We start from the raw sequence: 18,341 nt of genomic DNA on the forward strand, positions 1-18,341 counted from the left end.
GGTCATTTCCGCCCGGTCTTCAGCGCCCGCAACCCGGCCGCCATGAACTCCGGCGTGGCCTCGGCCGCCCGGCCGGCCGCCGAACCCGCGTCGGAGCCGTGGCGGGCCCGGTGGGTGATCCCTTCGCCGATCACACCGAGCTTGAAGTTGGCGAGGGCGAGGTAGAAACCCCAGTGGCCGAGATCGCGACCCGACGCGACGGCGTATGCCTGGGCGAGTGCGTCGGGAGTGGGCATCCGGTCGCTGGTCCAGGCGGCCCGGGAACCGAGCACCAGATCGAAGACCGGCGTCCGGTACACGCACATCAGAGCGGCGTCGGTAAGTGGATCGCCGAGTGTGGACAGTTCCCAGTCGACCACGGCGCGCACCTGGCCGGGGTTCGCCGAATCGAGGATGGTGTTGTCGATTCGGTAGTCGCCGTGCACGATCGAGGCCGCCGATTCCGCCGGAACCGCGTCCACCAGCGCCGTGTGCAGGGCCGCGACATCGGCGAGTTCACGGGTTTTGACCCGTTCCCACTGGGAGGCCCACAGGTTGACCTGACGAGTCAGGAATCCGGCCGGCCGGCCGAACCGTTCGAGGCCCACCGCCGCGGGGTCGACTGCGTGCAGCTCCGCGAGGACCCGCACCAACTCCGTGACACCGGCACCCACTTGTTCGTCGCTGAGCGCGGCGAGGTCGTCCTGATCGCGGATCACCGACCCGTCGACGAATTCGACGACCGTCATCGGGGCGCCGAGCGTGGTGCCTTCCGCATCGAACGCGACCGTTCTCGCCACGGGCACCGCGGAATTCTGCAGCGCGTCGGTCACCGTGTACTCGCGCGCCATATCGTGTGCCGACGGAGTGAGCCCGGCCACCGGTGGGCGGCGTACGACCCACCGGGAGATATCGTCGGCCGCGGTGAAGGTCAGGTTCGACCGGCCACCGCTGATCAACTCCACCCGTAGTTCACCGCGCACCTCGATACCCTGTTCCCGAAGGAACCGCTCGAGCGCGGCGACGTCCATACCCGGTAGGTTCATTCGCTGTCCCGAAGTGCGCGTTTGGCGGCGCCGACCGTACGTTTGGCGATTGCCCACCGATGGACCTCCGAGGGCCCGTCGTAGATCCGGAACGGGCGCACCTCACGCGAGAGCCGCGCCAGCGGCAGATCACCGGACACCCCGAGACCACCGCACATCTGCATACTGCGGTCGACGATCCGGAAGATCGCCTCGGCCGCAAAGGTCTTCGCGATCGAGGTGGCATTACCGGCGGACTCGCCACGGTCGAGCTCCCAGCAGGCCCGGGTCAGCAGGGCCCGGGTGGCGGCGATATCGATCTCGTTGTCGGCGACCATCTTCTGCACCATGCCGAGATCGCCCAGTTTCGAACCGAAACCTTCCCGCCGAGCCACCTGGGCCACCGCCACATCGTGTCCCCGGCGCGCAGCACCGAGCCACCGCATCACATGCGTCATCCGGGCCGGTCCGAGCCGGACCTGCGCGTATTCGAATCCGCGGTCGACCTCGCCCAGCACCGCCGACTCGGAGACCAGCACATCTTCGAAGAACACTTCGCAGTGACCGCCGACCATCGACCGGTCCAACGTGTCGAGATGGCGCCCGACCCGGATGCCTGGAGTGTCGGCCGGGGCCAGGAACATCGTCGCGCCGCCCCGTTCTCCGGGTTCGCCCGAGGTGCGCGCCATGATGATGAACAAGCCTGCACCGTCGGCTCCGGTGATGAAATGCTTGGCGCCGTTGATCCGCCACCCGCCCTCGGCCCGGACCGCACGGGTCGCCAGCGCCGAAGGATCCGACCCGGCACCGGGAGCCGGCTCGGTCATGGCGAACGCCGAACGCACCTCACCGTGCGCGAGCGGCGCGAGATACTGCGCTTTCTGCTCCGGGTTGGCGATATGCGCGAGCATGTGCACATTGCCCTCGTCCGGCGCGGCGATATTCAGTGCCGTCGGCCCGAACAGGGAGTACCCCGCCTCCTCGAAGACCGGGGCCCGATCCGACATCCCCAGACCGTGCCCGCCGTACTCGACCGGCGCGTGCGGCGCGAACACCCCCGCGTCCCGGGCTGCTTGCTGCAACTCGACGCGGAACTCGTCACCCCCCGCCGCGGCGATATCACCGTCGTGCGCGTCCTCGAGCGGCACGACGTGTTCGCGGATGAAACTGCGGGTTCGATCGACGAGCGTTTGCACCTCGCCAGGAAGGGACAGATCGATCGCCACGGGTTGACTCCTCCATCTCGTGCGCCGAACGATCGCTCGGCAATCACCGTCCAAGCAGAGTGTCATGCCTCGATTGATGCTGTCAATCGAGGTCAGGACCAGACGGTCAGTGTTCAGGTATTCTGAACAGCATGAGCGACTCGGACCAGGCGCGGCACAGCGTGGGCGCGAGGGTGCGGCAGGCCAGGATTGCGGCGGGACTCTCGTTGCGGGCGGTCGCGCAGCGGATGGAAATCAGTCCGGCAACCCTCAGCGCCGTGGAGAACGGCAAGACCGGCGTATCCATCCCGCGCCTGCGCGCGCTGGCGACTGTCCTCGGCACCACTGTGTCGTGGCTGGTCGGCGAACAGGAACTGCCCACCACCGGAACATCGCGACCGGATATCGCGCGCGCGAACCGCACCGAATTACGCACCGGGCCGACCGAGACCTGGCGGGCTTTCCCGCCGCTGGATATCGATCCGGTCCTCGCGGCGGCCATCGCCTCGTTCGTCGAAACCGGGTATCACGGCGCCACCATGCGTTCGATCGCGCGGCGCGCCGGCATGAGCGTGCCCGGCGTGTACCACCACTACCACGACAAACAAGAACTACTGGTGCGGGCGCTCGACTTGACCATGGAGGAATTGCACTGGCGGGTTCGAGCGGCGCGGCGCGATGCGAACACCGCGTGTGCCCGCGTTTCCCACATCGTCGAAGCGCTCGCCCTTTTCCATACCCACCGCCGCGAACTCGCGTTCATCGGAGCCAGCGAAATGCGCAGCCTGACCCACGACAATCGCGTGCGGATCACCGATTCCCGCAACGAACTCCAGTACCTTCTCGACGAGGACATCGACGCGGCCCTCAGCGAAGAGGGCCTGAGCATCGGCGGGGCCCGAGTCGCCGGCCGGGCGATCGCGACAATGTGCACGTCACTACCCCAATGGTTCCGGCTCGACGGACCCGCGACACCCGAGCAGATCGCGGTCGAATACGCCGGCTTCGCCCTCGATCTGCTCGGTATTCGAGTTCGCGGGTCCAGGACGGTTTCCGGATGCCGTTCGGCGCCGGACTCGCCACATCGAACCCCGGCGAGCACTGAATCGCCGGCTTCCCGGACCGCTACCGGAACACCCGGAAGGGACCCCGGTACCACCGGGTCCGAACAGCGCGCGGATGCGGAGTAGATTCCGATTTACGACTCTATGTAGTAGCCGATCGAGAGATCGAGTAGCGTTCTGTTGTATGGAAATCGTCTACAACGTTGTGGTCGTCACCCATCTGCTCGGGATGGCGGCCCTCGTCGGCGGATACGCCGCCGGGCGGCCCGCGGTCAACGAGGTGATGGTCTGGGGCGCGCGGGCACAGCTCATCACCGGTGTAATCCTGGTCGGGCTGGCCGAATCGGTGTCTTCACTAAACACCGACCTGAACATGATGAAGATCGGGATCAAGCTGGTGATCGCGGTACTGGTGGCCGGGTTCGCGGAAGTAGCGCGGGCCGATGCGAAACGCGGTAAGGATGCGGCCTGGATGCCCGACGCGGCCGGTGGGCTGGCAATCGTCAATGTGCTGATCGCCGCGCTCTGGACCTGATATCGGACCCGATTGATTGCCACCGCGTCGCCACCCACCGGGCATCGGCCGGGAACGCCCTATTAATTCGCCGCCCAGCCGACAGGTTCGTCCACTGGCGGCGGTGCACGGGCTGGAGCGGCGAAACCGGGTCACCGACTGGTGCCGCTCCGAACAAAATCGCCGGTATCAAATATCGTCCCGAGAGCAGTCGGCACCGCTGCCGCCGGAAATGATTCACAGCCCGAAGTTATTGCCCGACGGGCGGTCACATGGTCGCACCGGCTCAGGTCGTGGATACATCACACCGCCTGTGTCGTGAACCCGAACAGCAGAGCCCAGCACGCGAACGGCGATTTCAGAAGATTCGATCCACGGTCGATCGATACCCCGATTCCGAATTTTCAAGAGCCCCATCGGCAACCGAATTTCATCGTCGAAAAACAGGAAATAACAGGGTGATTCGGGAAATAGGAGAACGGCCCGCCGGACATTGGTCCGGCGGGCCGTTCATGCAGGTCTACCTGCTCGTACGAGCCACTTGTCACTCGGCGGAGAAGCTCGTCAGATCGCCGAATCCGCTGAAGATGCTCCCGAACGCGCCCAGCAGAGTCCCGAGGTTTCCCAGGTCGACAGAACCCATTTCCTTCTCCAATCAATCATCCAACCGGTGACGCCTTGTGCGTCGCCCACATTGGTAGTGACGTAATTCGAACGTACCCGTTCCGTTTTGCAAACGTTATACGAAACCGAGGTTAATAGAATTCAAATACAACCGGAGCCGGAAATACGATACATGGAATTACACCAATGTATTTCATCGAATTATATTGCGCGAGCCGGTCACTCGTTTCGAAATGGAGATATCGGACATTCACGGAATGCGCGGGACGCCGGACAGGTGGTGAGCCGGCGCCCGCCGATCCACCCCCGCTGCGTCCGATCAGCCGCGATGAGCCGAGAGCAGCCAGGCCGGAACCGACTTTCGACCCTGCGGCTCGTCGCGCATGGTCTCCAGCCGGAACATCGGGGCGTCCATCGGGGCTTCCAGCACGGCGGCGGGGATATTGCCGTGGATGCGCGCCGGCTCGACCTCCTCGACCACCCAGTACTTCGACACCGCCGCCCGCAACTCGTCGGCGGAGACCGGGGCCGGCCCCGGACCCACATTCTCGGGAAACGCGGTCCGGTCGAAGACAAGTGCGAAGTAGGACGCGCCGGGCGCCGCGGCCCGGGCGATCGAGCGCAGGTAGCCGTCCCGGGCCTCGACCGGTATCGAATGAAAGAGGGTACTGTCCACGACGGTGCCGAAACGCCCGTCGTAGCCGCTGAACGAGGTGATATCCGCAACCTCGAACGTGGCGTTGTCCAGGCCGCGACGGCGAGCCTCGGCGCGGGCGGATTCGATCGCGGTCGGCGCGAGGTCCAGCCCTACAGTGGTGTAGCCGCGGGCGGCGAGCTCCAGGGAGATCGCGCCTTCACCGCATCCGGCGTCGAGGATCTCACCGTGAAACCGCCCCCGCTCGATGAGCGCGGCGAGCGCGGGCTGCGGTTCCCCGATACTCCAGGGCGGCGCGGCGCCGGGCCCGAAGGGTCCGCCCGTGCGGTAGATGTCTTCGAATTCGAACTCACCCGGAGTAGTCATAACCAATGACTATCAGCCGGCCCTGCCCGTGTACATGTAACCGTTCGACGATATCCGGCGATACCTCTTTTGCAGACCACCCGGGCGCAACAGCAGGGAACTCGAGGAAAGTTTCGACAGCCCCGGTTACGGAGTGGCTACCACCGACTTCGAACCGGTCGACACATTTACGTTTCAGATCTCCGCAGACACCGATCGATTTCGCCGACCCCATCGTCATATCGCGGACAGACCTGAAACATCCTACGAGTGGGGTCTTTACGGGGGTTACACCGAAACACTCCGCCCCGGCCATCCGATTCGGCAACCCCTTCCAGAGAATGCAATATTGCGTAATCACACCGGCGATGCATCGAATGTGATGCAAACCACCGCAAATCGGCAAACAATCAGCACACTTCGCGGATCCGCCTGTCGTACTGTCTATCTCGGATAACAGGACCGGGATTTCCCGGCGGAAAATTGGATGGACATGCTTCACCTGGAACACTTCGCACTGGGCTGGCTCACGCCCGCACTGGCGTACTTTCTCTCGGCCACCGGCTGCGCCATCGGGCTCCAGTGCACCAAACAGGCCCGCCGTGGGCGGCGCCGGCTCGGCTGGTTGGTCATGGCCTCGATCGCGATCGGAGGCACCGGTATCTGGGTCATGCATTTCGTTGCGATGCTGGGTTTTTCGATCGACGGTGCCCAAATCCGATTCGACGTCCCGCTCACAGTGCTCAGCGCGGTCCTCGCAATCGGCGTCGTCGCGGTCGGCCTGTACCTGGTGAGCACGCCCGGTTCGGGACTCGCCACCCTGCTCACCGGGGGTGTGATCACCGGGCTGGGAATCGGCGCCATGCACTACACGGGCATGGCGGCGATGCAGACCGACGCGCAGATCGATTACGACCCCGCCCGTATCGCCCTGTCCCTGCTGATCGCCATGGGCGCGGCCACCGTCACCCTGTGGTTCAGCCTGCGCTCCTGGGGTGCCCTCTCCACGGTGGGCGCGGCGCTGGTGATGGCGGCGGGCGTGGCGACCATGCATTACACCGGAATGTCGGCAATGCACGCCCATGCCGCGGAGCACGCCGCGGAACCGAAAGGCGCCGAAGCACTGGAAGTCCTCGGCCCACTGATCGGCGTGATCAGTATCGTGACCGTCGGGCTCCTGATCGGCATCAGTATGACGTTGACGGACCCGCATCGAACCTCGGCACCGGAACGCTGACAGCGCACCGGATTCAATCGGCGAACGCCCGGCGCAAATTCTCCTCCTGTGCGTGTGACAGGTCGGTCGATAACAGTTCCGGGCTCTGCCCGTGGAATTCGTCCCGGGCCCGGTCCATCACAGCATCCGAACTGAGGATGAACAGCGCCGAGGTAAGCCTCCGCGCTTCCATCCGGACACGGCATTCACCCGAGCCCGCCGATACCTTTGCCGAGCACAACCGCGCCCATGATCAGCAGAACAATCGCCATCACCGCGTGGTTGTTCGTCTGGAGCCAGTCCTTGGTGGTGGCCAGCGCACCCGATATCCGATTCGCCGCGGCCAGATAACCGCACACCGGAACCAGCACCGATGCGGCCGCGACCAGCGTGTAAACCAGCAGCGCCGCGATATCGCCGCAGAGACCGAGCCCCCCGGTGCCGATCACGATACCCGCGGAGACGCACAGCAACAGGTTTTTCGGATTCACGGCCGACAGGACCACCGCCAGACCGGCTGCTTTCCCGAAGGTGAACTCGTCGATCGCCCGCATCCACTTCGGCGTCGACGTATCCGCACGAGACCACCACTGCCGCAGCGCGAGCACGATCAGCAGTACCCCTAGGACGGTCTTGACCCACGCCCCGGCCGTTCCCCCTCCTCCGCTGCCGGACCCCAGCGAACCCGCTGCCGTGAGCACGATCGCGGTCACCAGCAGAATTCCCGTCACCCATCCCACGGCGAAGCCGATTCCGGTGATACGAGCATTGCGTGACAACAGCATCAGCACGACCGCCACGATCGGAATCGGTGAAATCGCCACACCGACCGCCAGCGGCAACAGATCACCGACTACCGTGCCCATATCGGAATTCCTCTCCGCCGGTGTGCCGATCCAGGTCACCCGGGCGACCGGTGCAAAGCGGTTCAACCGGCGGGTCGCGGGGCGCGCGGCCCCGGCTCATCGCCGGTCGGGTGTCCAGGTGGTCACGGCCCAGATCACCACGATGTCCAGGGCTATCACGAGAATCGACCACCACGGGTAGTACGGGAGCCACAGGAAATTGCCGATAATCGACAGGGCGGCCAGGAATACCGCGGTGACCCGCGCCCAGACCGCCCCGGCCAGCAGGCCGACTGCCGCGATCACGATCAGCGCACCCACCACGATATGCACCCAGCCCCACGTCGTGGTGTCCAGTCGATACAGGTAATCCCGCCCCTCGACGAACAGGTCGTCGGCGGCGACGGCGGAACCGCCGGCGAAAATGGACAGCACCCCCACCGTGAGCAGTAGCACCGCGACCCCGAGCGAGGTCACGGCCGCGACGCCCTGCGAGACCGGGTTGCGGGGTGTACCTGTCGTGTGCGTCATGTGTCCTCCTGGTCCGAACCCCCGTGGACAGATATGCCGTATCCGCGCCGACGGCCGCGTCACCCGGATCGGATGAAGTCGCCGGGACTCAGTTCGCGATCCGGCTGCCCACCGTATGCACGACTACGACGTCGGGATGCCAGGGCACCAGGTCGTGCACCGACCGCTCGAGGCTGTCGGTGGCTGGTAGATCGCCCGGTGACAGCACCTGGATCGTCGCGGTATCGGAGTGCAGGGCGACATCGGTGACCTGCGCGCCGGGAATATCTGCCAGCCAGTGACGAGTCGCGTCGGCGATCTGGTCGGCCCACAGCGAGGACAGCGAATTCACCAGCATCGGGATGGCCACCACTATCAGCCCCGCCGCCAGAACCGCATACGCGCGCCCGCGCCGCCGGGCACCCGCCCCGGCTTCGGCCGGATAGCCGGTGACCACCAGGATCACGGTGGCGGTGATGACCATGGCGACCATATTCGACGCGAACAGGACAAAGGCGCCCAGCGCGAGTCCCGGCGCGCTCGAACCCAGGCAGACACCCACCACCGCCAGCGGTGGCACCAGTGAGATCGCAATCGCCACCCCGGGCAGGACATCGCCGACATCGCGCCGGATGATCGCCACAACACCCACCAGCCCGGTGGCCAGCGCGGCGGTGAGATCCATCAGTTTGGGTGATGTCCGGCCGATCACCTGCGAATTCGACAGTACATTCGTCGGATTCGGCAGCACCTGCGCGAACAGGAAACCCACCAGAACGACCAAGACGATCCCGGCCAGAACGAGCAGCAGGCTCCGGGCGACGAACTCCCCGCGGCCGGTGGCGATTCCCAGTCCGACCCCCAGGATCGGCACCGACAGCGGGGCGACGATCATTGCGCCGATCACGGTCGCGGTCGAATCGCCGATCACCCCGGACGCGGCGATGATGCCGGAGAGAGTCAGCATGATCCAGAAGGCGGAACGCTTCGTGGTCGTTTCACCGATCCCCAGGTCGAGCCGGTCGGTGAGCTCATCGAGCGTGCGTCGTCGACTTGCGGGAACCAGCAGTGACATGGGCATGACCTCGATCCGGTGCGCGCGACACACGAGAAGCGCCGTGCCCGACCGCCGCCGCACCACCGGTGGGGTTCCGACGACCTGGCCGGCTACCGGTCGATTGTGCTCAGCGGTTCTGGATGCGGCCTCATCCACAAAGGGTGAGACCGCGCACGATCCGGTACCACGCACAGGATGCGGGTGCACCATTCGCTCAGCTCTCCGGTTCGCGCACCCGGACCTGGACGTAGGCGGCCAGGGGCGGTCGGCGCCGAGTCCGCGGCGCTGGTCGGCGGCGCACACGCCCAGGCGTGCGCGGTTCCGGCGTGTTTGCCAGGTACCGGGCCGGGTACGGCGTCCGATGACACCAGGCCGGCGGCACGGTCGGGCGCCGGCCGACAACACTCGGGAGGTGTGGACGATGGCCACCTGCGTTACCTGCGGTAACGATTACGACAAGACGTTCACTGTGAGCCGCGATGGGCAATCGTGGACATTCGACAGTTTCGAATGCGCCGCGAGCGAGCTCGCACCGGTATGCGCGCACTGCGGCTGCCGGGTACTCGGCCACGGTGTCGAGGCGGCGGAACAGGTCTTCTGCTGTGCGCACTGCGCACGCCGGGCCGGGCACCGGTCGCTGGCCGATCACGCATAGGTACGGGTCGGGGAGGTAGCGCCCTTCCTCGGGCGCTCATTCCGACTTCCGCTGTGCCCGCTCCAGTTCGGTTGTCGCGCTGCGGACATCTCGACGGGCGGCACGTTCGGCCTGCTGCGCGAAACGATGGTGTTCTTCGGCGGCGGCGAGCTCGGCACGCAGTTCCGCCAACCGGCCCTCGCTGCGCCGTAGTTCCTCCGCGGCCTGCCGGGCATCGTGTTCGGCGGCGTCCAGGGCGCTACGCGCTCGCCGTTGCGCGGCCCGTAGCTCCTCTTCCCGACGTGCCCGGTGTTGCGCCTGCTCATCATCCGATCGCTTTGCGCGCGGGCGGTTTGTGGCCGCTCTCCGCCCGCGCGGCTTGTCCCCGGCCCCGGCGGCGTCTTCGTCCTCCCGTACGACGGCCAGGTCCGGGCCCACGGGGCCGAAACCCGCGTAGTTCGCTGCCGAGGCGAGTGTCGCAGTGCGGACCCGTTCGGCCACCTCGGGGTCGGCGAGGGCGGCGGTCAGCGTCTCACCGACCTGGCGGAGCACGGCATCGGTCGCCGGCTGCCCGTGCTCGGCGGCAACCGCACCGGCGCGGGCCGCGAGCGCGTCGACCACCTGCCGGCGCTGCGCGGTGAGCGAGCGCAGTTGTTTCCCGGACAGTTCCCGCTGCGCGGTACGCAGGTCCGCACCGAGCCGCAGCAGAGCCGCCACCTCGTCGGGTGCGGCCCGGACCAGCATGTTCACCGTCCACGCCGCCACGGTGGGTTTGCGCAGGGCTGCGATATCGGCGGCCAGTTTCATGTCCCCCGCCGCCTTGGCGGCACGTACCTGCTCGTTGCGCGCAGCCACGAACTGCGCGGGTGTGCGCCCGTACAGATCCGCGGCCACATCGCCCACTCTCATACCGTCCGAGCCTAACGCGCGCGGAAAACGAACGGCCGCGACTGGGCGGCGGATGTCATTTCCCGGTGGCCGCCCGTTCATCTGGCAGTCGGATGGTGGAAAACTGGGAAGATGGGTGCCCCCGCAATCGAGGCGCTGACCGGGCAGCGGCCGCGCCGGCTGCTGCGCAGCGGCGTGTGGTCGGCCTATCTGCTGGCTTTGGCGGTTGTCACCGTCGTGTTCGGACTGCCGACCGACCGGATCTACCAGGCCGTCTGGCTCATCGCCGGGATCGTCGCGTTCAATCCGGACCGCCCGTGGCGCGACCATGTGCGCACGCTGATCGATTGGATCCCGCTGATCGCCGCGCTGGTGGTCTACGACCACACCCGTGGTATCGCCAACACCCTCGGAATGCCGGTGCGGGTCGAGGAATTGGTCACGGCGGAGAGTTGGTTGTTCGGCGGCACCATTCCGACGGTGTGGCTACAGGACCACCTCGTCCACGACGGCACCCAACCGTGGTGGACCGTGTTCACCGGGCTGGTCTACACCAGCCACTTCGTACTTCCGTGGTTGATCGCCGCGATCTTCTATGTACAGTCCCGGGAGCGCTGGTCGAAGTACATGCGCCGGATCGTGTTGTTGTCCTATCTCGGTCTGCTGACCTATGTCCTGTTGCCGGCCGCTCCCCCGTGGTATGCGGCCCGCGAAGGCGTGATCGATACCGAGGTCTACCGGGGTACCGGGTTCGGGTTCCACCTGGTGGCGGTGAATATCAGTGGCGACTGGCTTGCGGCCCAAGGCAACCCAGTGGCGGCACTGCCGTCACTGCATTCCGCGTTCGCCCTGCTGGTGACGGTTGCGCTGTGGCCGCTGGTCCGGAACCGGTGGTGGAAGATTCCGCTGGCCCTGTTCCCCTTGGCCATGGCGTTCACGCTGGTCTACGGAGGCGAACACTATGTGGTCGATGTGCTGGCGGGCTGGGTGTATGTCGGGCTCACGATTCTGCTGGCCCGCGCCTGGGAACGACGGCGAAAACCTGCCGAGCCGCCGGTGGAGCCCGAGCCCGAGCCGGACGCGCAGCCGGCATCGTAGCTGCCCGGCGGTGTTATTCCCGTCCGGCCCACGGGGCCAGTAGCAGGGCGCACGCTCGGCGCATATCGGCCGCGGCCTCCGCCGCATCCAGTTGCCCCGCCGTGGCCCAGGTCATGATGCCGTAGGCGGTTTGTTCCACCAGCCGCGCGAGCTGGTAATCGCCGACGTCCGGGTCGGTGATGTCTGCGACGGCGAGGATGCGGTCGCGCATCCCGATCTCGTTGGCGGCGGTACCGGCCGATCGCACGGCATTGGCCGACACCAGCATGGCCCGGCCCAGCCGGGGACTGCGCAGCAGCGCGACCACCGCGGTCTCCAGGAAATCCGCCACGGCGCCCACCGGGTCGCCCGGTTTCCCCTGAGGCGCGGGCAAGTCCTCGACAGCGTTCGCCAGTACTCCCCAGTACAGGTGATGCTTCGACGGGTAGTACCGGTACAGGGTGCCCAGCGCGACTCCGGCGGCCGTTGCGATCTCCGACATCTGGACCCGCTCCAGGCCCGCTTCCGCACCGAGCCGGGCGGCCGCGCGCAGAATGGCGCGCCGGCGTGCCTGCTGCCCCGTGGTGGACGGTTGCCCCGGCTCACGGGGCTCCGCTATCCGTGGCACGGGCCCACCTCCGAATCGAAAAACTAGAATTCACTCTAGCAGCCGGGCGAGTCCGGCAGTCGACCGTATCCCATCGGGTGCCGGTACCACGGCGCGATCACCGCACCCGCTACAGGGGCATGAGGTGGTGTTTACGCGGCCCGTGCCGGACGGACTTGTCGCGGAGCAGGCGTAGCGCCCGGCGGATCTCCAACCGGGTCTGCGAGGGTTCGATCACCGCGTCGACATATCCGCGTTCGGCCGCCGTCCACGGCGTCGCCACTGCCGTGTTGTAGAAGTCGACCATCTGCTGCCGCAGGACCGGACGCTCCGCCTCGGACACGGCGGCGAGCTGCCGGCGCTGGGTCAGGCCCACGGCAGCCTCGGCCCCCATCACGGCGATCCGCGCGGTCGGCCAGGCGAGATTGATATCGCCGCCCAGTTGTTTGCAGCCCATCACCGCGTAGCCGCCGCCGTAGGCCTTGCGCACCACCACGGTGACGATCGGTACGGTGGCCTCGACCACCGCGTAGAAGAACCGGCCGCCACGTTTGATCACGCCGATCTTCTCCTCCTCCACCCCGGGCAGCACACCGGGCGTATCGACGACGAAGACGAGCGGCAGGTCGAAGGCATCGCACAAGCGAATGAAATGTGCCGCCTTGTCCGAGCCGCGGGCGTCGATCGCGCCGCTGGACACCAGCGGCTGATTGGCCACCACGCCGACACTGCGGCCGTCGACGCGGGCGAAACCGGTGATCATATTGCGCGCCGTCGCATCGCCGACCTCGTGGAATTCACCGTCGTCGAAGATCCGCAGCAGGACGTCGTACATGTCGTAGCCGGCACGATCGGAATCCGGGACGAGCGAATCGAGCTCGCGGTCGGAATCGGTGAGTCCGGGTTCGAGGCCGGGGTTGACCAGCGGCGGCCGGTCGAAACAGTTGGACGGCATGAAGCTCAGATAATTGCGCACCCACGCGAAAGCGGCTTCCTCGTCGGCGGCGACGTGATGGATATTGCCGTTCTGGGCCTGATTGTGGGCACTGCCGAGTTCTTCGAGCGTGATCTCTTCGCCGGTGGTCTCCCGGATGATGTCGGGGCCGGTGACGAACATATAGGCGGATTCGGTCGCGACCAGCACATCGGTGTTGATCGGTGAGTACACCGCCCCGGCCGCGCATTTACCGAGCATCACCGAAACCTGCGGCACCACCCCCGACAGCCCCAGCTGCCGCCGGCTCATGGCCGCGTACCAGGCCAGCGAGGTGACCGCATCCTGTACCCGGGCGCCCCCGGAATCGTTGATCGCCACGAACGGGCAGCCGATCTCGGCGGCGAGATCCATGGCCGCGGCGACCTTGCGACCGAACATCTCGCCGACGGAGCCGCCGAATACCGTCTGATCGTGGGCGATGACCACGACGGGGCGGTCCTCGATCATGCCGTGCCCGGTGACGACGCCGTCACCGTAGAGGCTGCCGGGATCGCCGGGCTGCCGGACCAGTGCGCCGATTTCCACGAAACTGCCCTTGTCGAGGAGCATATCGATACGCTCGCGGGGGCTGCGGATACCTTTGGCGGCCCGTTTGGCGGCTCCCGCCGGGCCGGCCGGTTCGTGCGCAACCGCCAGATTCTCCTGCAGTTGTTTCAGTTTTGCAGCGGTCGTCGCCTCCACCTGCATGCCCTTCGTCGTCTCGATCGAGCTCTGGATATCGCTGTGCCGTGACGACACTAGCTCCAATAGACGCGTTCACAGCGCTGTGCACTGCAATAGACTGTCCGGCATGTCGTCTACAGCAATACATCGCACACCCGACCCGAGCTATCAGCGGCGCAGCGGCCGAGCGCTCGAAGAACGGACGAAGGCGATGATCGTGGCGGCAGCCGAGCAAGTGATGACAGCCCGCCTCGGCGAGGCGGACACCGACGATGCGCTCGCCCATCTCACCACCGCCGATATCTGCGCCCAGGCCAGTGGATACATCCGCCGCGACGGCACCGAGGGACCGATCCCGAAGGCCACGATGTGGAAACACTTCAAAACAATCGAGGCCCTGGCCGCGGCGGTGGCCGATACCATGACCGCAGCCGACCGGCCGGTTCCCGACCAGGTACTCCGGCTGGCGGCGGGTCGCACGGCGACCCCACCGGCGGGCGTGGACACCCGGCGGCTCGAAGCCAGATTCGCCGGCCGGCACTACGACCTCGATCAACTGGCGGACCAGTTCGAGCGCGCCGCCGCCGCGGCCGACCGCACCGATATGCTCTACTGGGCCGCCGAACTCGCCGAGCGCGGCCTGCGCGAACGCCGCCGGGGCGATCACACCCCGGTCGCCGCCGCCCGCGACTGGGCACGGCGCGGCTTGGAACTGGCCGATCCGGCCTCCCGCCTCGACTGCATGATGGGCATCCGCTGTGCCCGCGCCGCGGCCGCGGCCGAAGCGGTGCTGTCGCGGAATCTCGATTACGAACCAACAGGTCTCAGCCGGATCCGCACGATCAGGGAAGCCGAACTCGAATTCGCCGAGGCACTCGGCTGGGACCTGCACCGGCTGCTCGCCCGATTCCACATCGACCACGCACGCGCGCTCGCCGAGGAGGATCCGCAGCGCGAGATGCGGTGCGTGCACACCGTCGCCCGGGAACTGCCCGCACTCTGCGCGCCGGATTCGGGCCGCGGCCACGAACCGCAGGATCGCCTGCACGCCGGTGAACTGGCCGAGATCATTGCCGCACTGTGCCGGGTCGATATGGCCTACAACTGTGCTCCCGGGCACGGTGAGCAGTTCGCCGCGCTGTTCGGTGACGGTGTGCAGGCACTGATGCTGGATCTGCTGGCCTGCTTCGCGGTCACCACCGACGAGCGCAGGCGGCACGAGGGCAACGTCCGAGCGTTGTTGCGCCTTACCGAATTCGTGCGCCGTACCGAACGCGCCGCCGATCCCGCGGCGGTGGCCGCGGCTGTCGAGGACTACCGGCAAGCCGCCGTGGACCTGCTGCGCACCGCCGAATTCGGCCCGCTACGAGACCTCTTGGTCGCGCAGTACCTCACCGCCAAGGCACAGTCGCTGGCCGCGGCGGAAGCGGATACGAATACGGCCGGGCCGGCCATCGAACCGACCGCCGGATCGATCGTTCACCCGAGACCCGAAGGCCTGATCCAGGCTGCCGTCCAGTTCTACGATCACGCCGCCCGGGTGACCAGCCCGCGTGGATCCGCCGGTGTCCTCCGCGCCCGGGCCGCGCAGGCCGGTACCGAACTGCGACAATCGATTCCGGCCTCGAATGATCGGCATACCGCGTTGACCGCAGTACCCGGCGGGGGTGAATTCGACAGCATCGCCCGGGCCATCAACGATCTCGTGCTCATCATCATCAGCCGTCGCAACAGGTTCACCGATGCCGAAATCACGCGATTGCTCGAACTGGTCGACCCGATGTATTACTACATCACCGCCGGCCGGAATTGACCGGAGCACCATGAGCGGCTGTGGCCGGCTCCTCCCCCTTACCGGCCGGCACAGCGACCGGTCACGGCCGACCACCGCATATTCTGTGAGCCACGACATGTGATCCAGGCCGCGATCGGCCAACGTTTGCCCACCGACCTCACGGGTAGTCAACGAAAGGAATGCTCTCGTCGTGGTCCACCCCTCGGGATGGTGCGGGGAGGGGGCGCAATGGGCAACAGGTGGCTAGGAGAGTCGGGTGTCGGTAGTTCTCGTGCTTCAGGCACGCGGTCTCGGTGAACTGCTCACCGCTGTTCCGGCGTTGCGTGCCCTGCGACGGGCCCGGCGTAACGATCATCTCGTCCTCGCGACCCCGCATCGCCTACGCCCGATCGTCGAATTGATCGCCCTGGTGGACGAGATGGTGCCGATCGCCGATCCGCAGGGATTGCGCTGGGACGGGCCGAAGCCTTCGCTCGCCGTCAATCTGCACGGCGCCGAAGCCACGCCGATCGTGGAGCTCGCCAAAACCGGCGCCGAACGTATCCTCACCTACCGCAATCCGGCGTTCCCGGAGATTCCCGGCCCGGACTGGCACGACGATCGGCATCCGATCGACCGCTGGTGCCACCTGCTGGAGTTCGACGGGATCGGCGCCGACCGGCGCAATCTCGGGCTGGTACCGCCGGTGGCCACCACCAGCCACCGCGACTGCGTGGTCGTGCATGTCGGTGCGGGCGCTACCGCGCGGCAGTGGCCGGCCGATCGGTTCGCCGCGGTGATCCGGCATCTGCTGGTCCTGGGCCACGAGGTGGTCCTCACCGGCAACGAAGGCGATCGCGAACGCGCCCACGGTATCGCCTCCCGGGCGGGGCTGGCCGGACAGCGGGTGCTGGCCGGTAACCAGAATCTGATCGAACTGTCGGCCACCGTCGCCGAGGCCTCGGTGGTGCTGTGCGGCGATACCGGCGTCGCGCACCTCGCGACCGCGTTCGGGACGCGCACGGTGCAACTGTTCGGCCCCACCGCCCCCGCGCAGAGCGGACCGCCCGGGCACCTGCTCAACCGGCACGAAGTGCTGTGGGCGGGTCGCATCGGGGACCGCGAGGGCGCCACACCCGACCCCGGTCTCCTGCAGATCGGCGCCGCCGAGGTGATCGCGGCACTGGACCGGCAGCTGAGCAAGCGCCGCTCCGAGGCCGGGGTGACGGGCGCCGCGTACCGCCGGGTGGGCTGACCGCCTACGGGGCCGGGGCAGCCCGGTCTCATACGCGTCCGCGCGCCTCGCTCACTGCGGCGGCATAGGCGGCGAGGGCACTCGGCCAGAACTGCTCCAGGTAGTCGCGGGCGTCTCCGAGGCCGCGCGGATCGAGCGAATAGAGCCGCCGGTTGCCCACCGGGCGCACCATCACCAGGCGCGCTTCGCGCAGTACCCGCAGATGCTGCGATACGGCCGAACTGCTGATCCCCACCTGTTTCGCCAACTCCCCCACCGACCGCGGCCCAGAGGGCAACGCTTCGAATATCGCCCGCCGGGTGGGGTCGGCGAGGGCGATCAGCGGCGCAACTCTGTTAGCGACCACTCATACAGTGTCTCCATCGGGCAACCCCTCGGTCAAACCCCCGCCGAATGTCTCATTTGCGCAGCTCGGCACGGCAAATTTCGGGTTTCGTTACCGTTCGGTTATCAGCGACCTGGGCTTATACACCCAGGGTGACGGTTGCCACACGCTTGCTGACTCCGCGTGCAAGTCCCCTAACTTGTAACTCATGCCCGTGACCCTTCCGTTACCTCTCCGCAAGCTCACGGTGCCGTCGATCGGCCGTCGTCGCGTAACGACGCAGGTTGTCGCCACCACGACTGCGCTGTGCGCCGGTTTCGGCCTCCTCGCCGCAGGGGCCGATTCCGATAACGAAAACATCAAGAACGTGGCCGCCACCGCGCCCGCCGAGCAGGTCGCCGACGATGCGCCCGCCGCCGAGCAGCAGGCCCACTCCCACGATCCGGCGGCCTGGGACCCGAACAAGCCCGCGGCCGACAATCAGCCCGTCGCGTTCCCCTTCCTGCCGCCGCCCCGGCCTACCACCGTACGTCCGGTCGACGCCGTGGTCAGCTCCGGTTTCGGCCCGCGCTGGGGTGCCAACCACTTCGGTATCGACTTCGCCGGTCAGCAGGGTGTGCCGATCCGCTCGGTCACCGACGGTGTGGTGATCGAGGCCGGTCCGGCCACCGGGTTCGGCCTGTGGGTCCGTGTCCAGCAGGACGACGGTACCGTCGGCGTGTACGGGCATATGCAGGACATTCTGGTCCACGTCGGCCAGCCGGTACGGGCCGGCGATGTGATCGCCACCGTCGGCAGCCGCGGCCAGTCCACCGGACCGCATCTGCACTACGAGGTGCATCAGCCGGGTGTCGGCAAGATCGACCCGCAGCCGTGGTTCGCCGCGCGCGGCCTCGACGTCATGAACTTCCCGGGCTGACCTGCCCCGCACCCATTCCGGCGGCCGGCACCGGCACCCCGGTAGCGGATCCACTCGGTCCCGCAGCGGGACGTTGCGGGTGCGGTGCCGTTCCTGCCGCCGGTCCACGTTCGCGATATCACCGCCCGGCGAGCCGGAGTTTCCGGCCGCTCCACAATCTCCG

General features: G+C 67.0%; 19 protein-coding genes. 8 read left to right on the forward strand and 11 right to left on the reverse strand.

From position 1 onward, the window contains the following. Window positions 1–2 precede the first annotated feature (2 nt). The gene (locus IU448_RS04840; RefSeq protein WP_195054249.1) at window positions 3–1,010 is read right to left on the reverse strand and encodes a phosphotransferase family protein; all 1,008 of its coding nucleotides are present in this window, start codon (window positions 1,008–1,010) and stop codon (window positions 3–5) included. A gap of 11 nt (window positions 1,011–1,021) precedes the next feature. Beyond that, entirely contained in the window at window positions 1,022–2,230 is a 1,209-nt protein-coding gene (locus IU448_RS04845) for an acyl-CoA dehydrogenase family protein (RefSeq protein WP_195054250.1), read from the reverse strand. A gap of 131 nt (window positions 2,231–2,361) precedes the next feature. Between IU448_RS04845 and IU448_RS04850 the strand changes: the two genes are divergently transcribed. Continuing rightward, a complete protein-coding gene (locus IU448_RS04850) occupies window positions 2,362–3,399 on the forward strand; it encodes a TetR family transcriptional regulator (protein ID WP_195054251.1) in 1,038 nt (345 codons plus the stop codon). A 58-nt stretch (window positions 3,400–3,457) separates the two neighbouring features. Then, window positions 3,458–3,808, forward strand: a complete 351-nt coding sequence (locus IU448_RS04855) for a hypothetical protein (RefSeq protein WP_195054252.1) — start codon at window positions 3,458–3,460, stop codon at window positions 3,806–3,808. A gap of 922 nt (window positions 3,809–4,730) precedes the next feature. Here IU448_RS04855 and IU448_RS04860 read toward each other — a convergent pair. Further along, window positions 4,731–5,432, reverse strand: coding sequence for a class I SAM-dependent methyltransferase (locus IU448_RS04860; RefSeq protein WP_195054253.1), 702 nt, complete (start codon window positions 5,430–5,432; stop codon window positions 4,731–4,733). A 466-nt stretch (window positions 5,433–5,898) separates the two neighbouring features. On the opposite strand from IU448_RS04860, the gene IU448_RS04865 reads away from it, so the two are divergent. Beyond that, a complete protein-coding gene (locus tag IU448_RS04865) occupies window positions 5,899–6,648 on the forward strand; it encodes an MHYT domain-containing protein (RefSeq protein WP_195054254.1) in 750 nt (249 codons plus the stop codon). Between the two features lie 13 nt (window positions 6,649–6,661). On the opposite strand, the gene IU448_RS04870 is transcribed toward IU448_RS04865, so the two are convergent. The 4 genes from IU448_RS04870 to IU448_RS04885 all read right to left on the reverse strand — a co-directional run bounded on the left by IU448_RS04870 (window position 6,662) and on the right by IU448_RS04885 (window position 9,249). Then, entirely contained in the window at window positions 6,662–6,820 is a 159-nt protein-coding gene (locus IU448_RS04870; RefSeq protein ID WP_195054255.1) for a DUF1269 domain-containing protein, read from the reverse strand. 13 nt (window positions 6,821–6,833) lie between these two features. Then, on the reverse strand, window positions 6,834–7,493 hold the full coding sequence (locus IU448_RS04875; protein WP_195054256.1) for a GAP family protein: 660 nt from the start codon (window positions 7,491–7,493) through the stop codon (window positions 6,834–6,836). A 96-nt stretch (window positions 7,494–7,589) separates the two neighbouring features. Next, on the reverse strand, window positions 7,590–8,003 hold the full coding sequence (locus IU448_RS04880; protein ID WP_195054257.1) for a DUF7144 family membrane protein: 414 nt from the start codon (window positions 8,001–8,003) through the stop codon (window positions 7,590–7,592). 88 nt (window positions 8,004–8,091) lie between these two features. Continuing rightward, window positions 8,092–9,249 carry a TIGR00341 family protein gene (locus tag IU448_RS04885; protein WP_267466992.1) on the reverse strand — a complete coding sequence of 386 codons (1,158 nt, stop codon included), beginning with the start codon at window positions 9,247–9,249 and terminating at the stop codon, window positions 8,092–8,094. Window positions 9,250–9,460: 211 nt separating this feature from the next. Here IU448_RS04885 and IU448_RS04890 point away from each other — a divergent pair, with 211 nt between their 5' ends. Further along, entirely contained in the window at window positions 9,461–9,694 is a 234-nt protein-coding gene (locus IU448_RS04890) for a hypothetical protein (protein ID WP_195054259.1), read from the forward strand. Between the two features lie 36 nt (window positions 9,695–9,730). On the opposite strand, the gene IU448_RS04895 is transcribed toward IU448_RS04890, so the two are convergent. Further along, the gene (locus tag IU448_RS04895; RefSeq protein WP_195054260.1) at window positions 9,731–10,582 is read right to left on the reverse strand and encodes a hypothetical protein; all 852 of its coding nucleotides are present in this window, start codon (window positions 10,580–10,582) and stop codon (window positions 9,731–9,733) included. A 111-nt stretch (window positions 10,583–10,693) separates the two neighbouring features. Between IU448_RS04895 and IU448_RS04900 the strand changes: the two genes are divergently transcribed. Continuing rightward, window positions 10,694–11,659 (forward strand): phosphatase PAP2 family protein, encoded by a 966-nt coding sequence (locus IU448_RS04900; RefSeq protein WP_195054261.1) that lies wholly within the window; start codon window positions 10,694–10,696, stop codon window positions 11,657–11,659. 13 nt (window positions 11,660–11,672) lie between these two features. On the opposite strand, the gene IU448_RS04905 is transcribed toward IU448_RS04900, so the two are convergent. Together IU448_RS04905 and IU448_RS04910 are read right to left on the reverse strand one after the other, a co-directional pair. Then, the gene (locus tag IU448_RS04905; RefSeq protein WP_195054262.1) at window positions 11,673–12,266 is read right to left on the reverse strand and encodes a TetR family transcriptional regulator; all 594 of its coding nucleotides are present in this window, start codon (window positions 12,264–12,266) and stop codon (window positions 11,673–11,675) included. A 109-nt stretch (window positions 12,267–12,375) separates the two neighbouring features. Continuing rightward, window positions 12,376–13,923, reverse strand: coding sequence for an acyl-CoA carboxylase subunit beta (locus IU448_RS04910; protein WP_195055031.1), 1,548 nt, complete (start codon window positions 13,921–13,923; stop codon window positions 12,376–12,378). A 109-nt stretch (window positions 13,924–14,032) separates the two neighbouring features. Here IU448_RS04910 and IU448_RS04915 point away from each other — a divergent pair, with 109 nt between their 5' ends. After that, entirely contained in the window at window positions 14,033–15,718 is a 1,686-nt protein-coding gene (locus IU448_RS04915; protein WP_195054263.1) for a hypothetical protein, read from the forward strand. Window positions 15,719–15,956: 238 nt separating this feature from the next. After that, window positions 15,957–16,934: a glycosyltransferase family 9 protein gene (locus IU448_RS04920; RefSeq protein ID WP_195054264.1), complete on the forward strand. Its 978-nt coding sequence runs from the start codon at window positions 15,957–15,959 to the stop codon at window positions 16,932–16,934. 28 nt (window positions 16,935–16,962) lie between these two features. On the opposite strand, the gene IU448_RS04925 is transcribed toward IU448_RS04920, so the two are convergent. Beyond that, complete coding sequence (locus IU448_RS04925; RefSeq protein ID WP_195054265.1) at window positions 16,963–17,280, reverse strand: ArsR/SmtB family transcription factor; 318 nt, start codon at window positions 17,278–17,280, stop codon at window positions 16,963–16,965. Window positions 17,281–17,467: 187 nt separating this feature from the next. Between IU448_RS04925 and IU448_RS04930 the strand changes: the two genes are divergently transcribed. After that, a complete protein-coding gene (locus IU448_RS04930) occupies window positions 17,468–18,178 on the forward strand; it encodes a M23 family metallopeptidase (protein ID WP_195054266.1) in 711 nt (236 codons plus the stop codon). The last annotated feature ends 163 nt before the right edge of the window (window positions 18,179–18,341 follow it).

The sequence above is a fragment of the Nocardia flavorosea genome (genome assembly GCF_015477805.1).
Lineage (GTDB): Bacteria > Actinomycetota > Actinomycetes > Mycobacteriales > Mycobacteriaceae > Nocardia > Nocardia flavorosea_A.

Excerpts from the sequence above, each read along its gene's own strand:
- IU448_RS04840 (WP_195054249.1), bottom strand. The coding sequence starts at position 1,010 with ATGGACGTCGCCGCGCTCGAGCGGTTCCTTCGGGAACAGGGTATCGAG.
- IU448_RS04850 (WP_195054251.1), top strand. The coding sequence starts at position 2,362 with ATGAGCGACTCGGACCAGGCGCGGCACAGCGTGGGCGCGAGGGTGCGG.
- IU448_RS04855 (WP_195054252.1), top strand. The coding sequence starts at position 3,458 with ATGGAAATCGTCTACAACGTTGTGGTCGTCACCCATCTGCTCGGGATG.
- IU448_RS04860 (WP_195054253.1), bottom strand. The coding sequence starts at position 5,432 with ATGACTACTCCGGGTGAGTTCGAATTCGAAGACATCTACCGCACGGGC.
- IU448_RS04865 (WP_195054254.1), top strand. The coding sequence starts at position 5,899 with ATGGACATGCTTCACCTGGAACACTTCGCACTGGGCTGGCTCACGCCC.
- IU448_RS04870 (WP_195054255.1), bottom strand. The coding sequence starts at position 6,820 with ATGGAAGCGCGGAGGCTTACCTCGGCGCTGTTCATCCTCAGTTCGGAT.
- IU448_RS04875 (WP_195054256.1), bottom strand. The coding sequence starts at position 7,493 with ATGGGCACGGTAGTCGGTGATCTGTTGCCGCTGGCGGTCGGTGTGGCG.
- IU448_RS04880 (WP_195054257.1), bottom strand. The coding sequence starts at position 8,003 with ATGACGCACACGACAGGTACACCCCGCAACCCGGTCTCGCAGGGCGTC.
- IU448_RS04885 (WP_267466992.1), bottom strand. The coding sequence starts at position 9,249 with ATGGTGCACCCGCATCCTGTGCGTGGTACCGGATCGTGCGCGGTCTCA.
- IU448_RS04890 (WP_195054259.1), top strand. The coding sequence starts at position 9,461 with ATGGCCACCTGCGTTACCTGCGGTAACGATTACGACAAGACGTTCACT.
- IU448_RS04895 (WP_195054260.1), bottom strand. The coding sequence starts at position 10,582 with ATGAGAGTGGGCGATGTGGCCGCGGATCTGTACGGGCGCACACCCGCG.
- IU448_RS04900 (WP_195054261.1), top strand. The coding sequence starts at position 10,694 with ATGGGTGCCCCCGCAATCGAGGCGCTGACCGGGCAGCGGCCGCGCCGG.
- IU448_RS04915 (WP_195054263.1), top strand. The coding sequence starts at position 14,033 with ATGTCGTCTACAGCAATACATCGCACACCCGACCCGAGCTATCAGCGG.
- IU448_RS04930 (WP_195054266.1), top strand. The coding sequence starts at position 17,468 with ATGCCCGTGACCCTTCCGTTACCTCTCCGCAAGCTCACGGTGCCGTCG.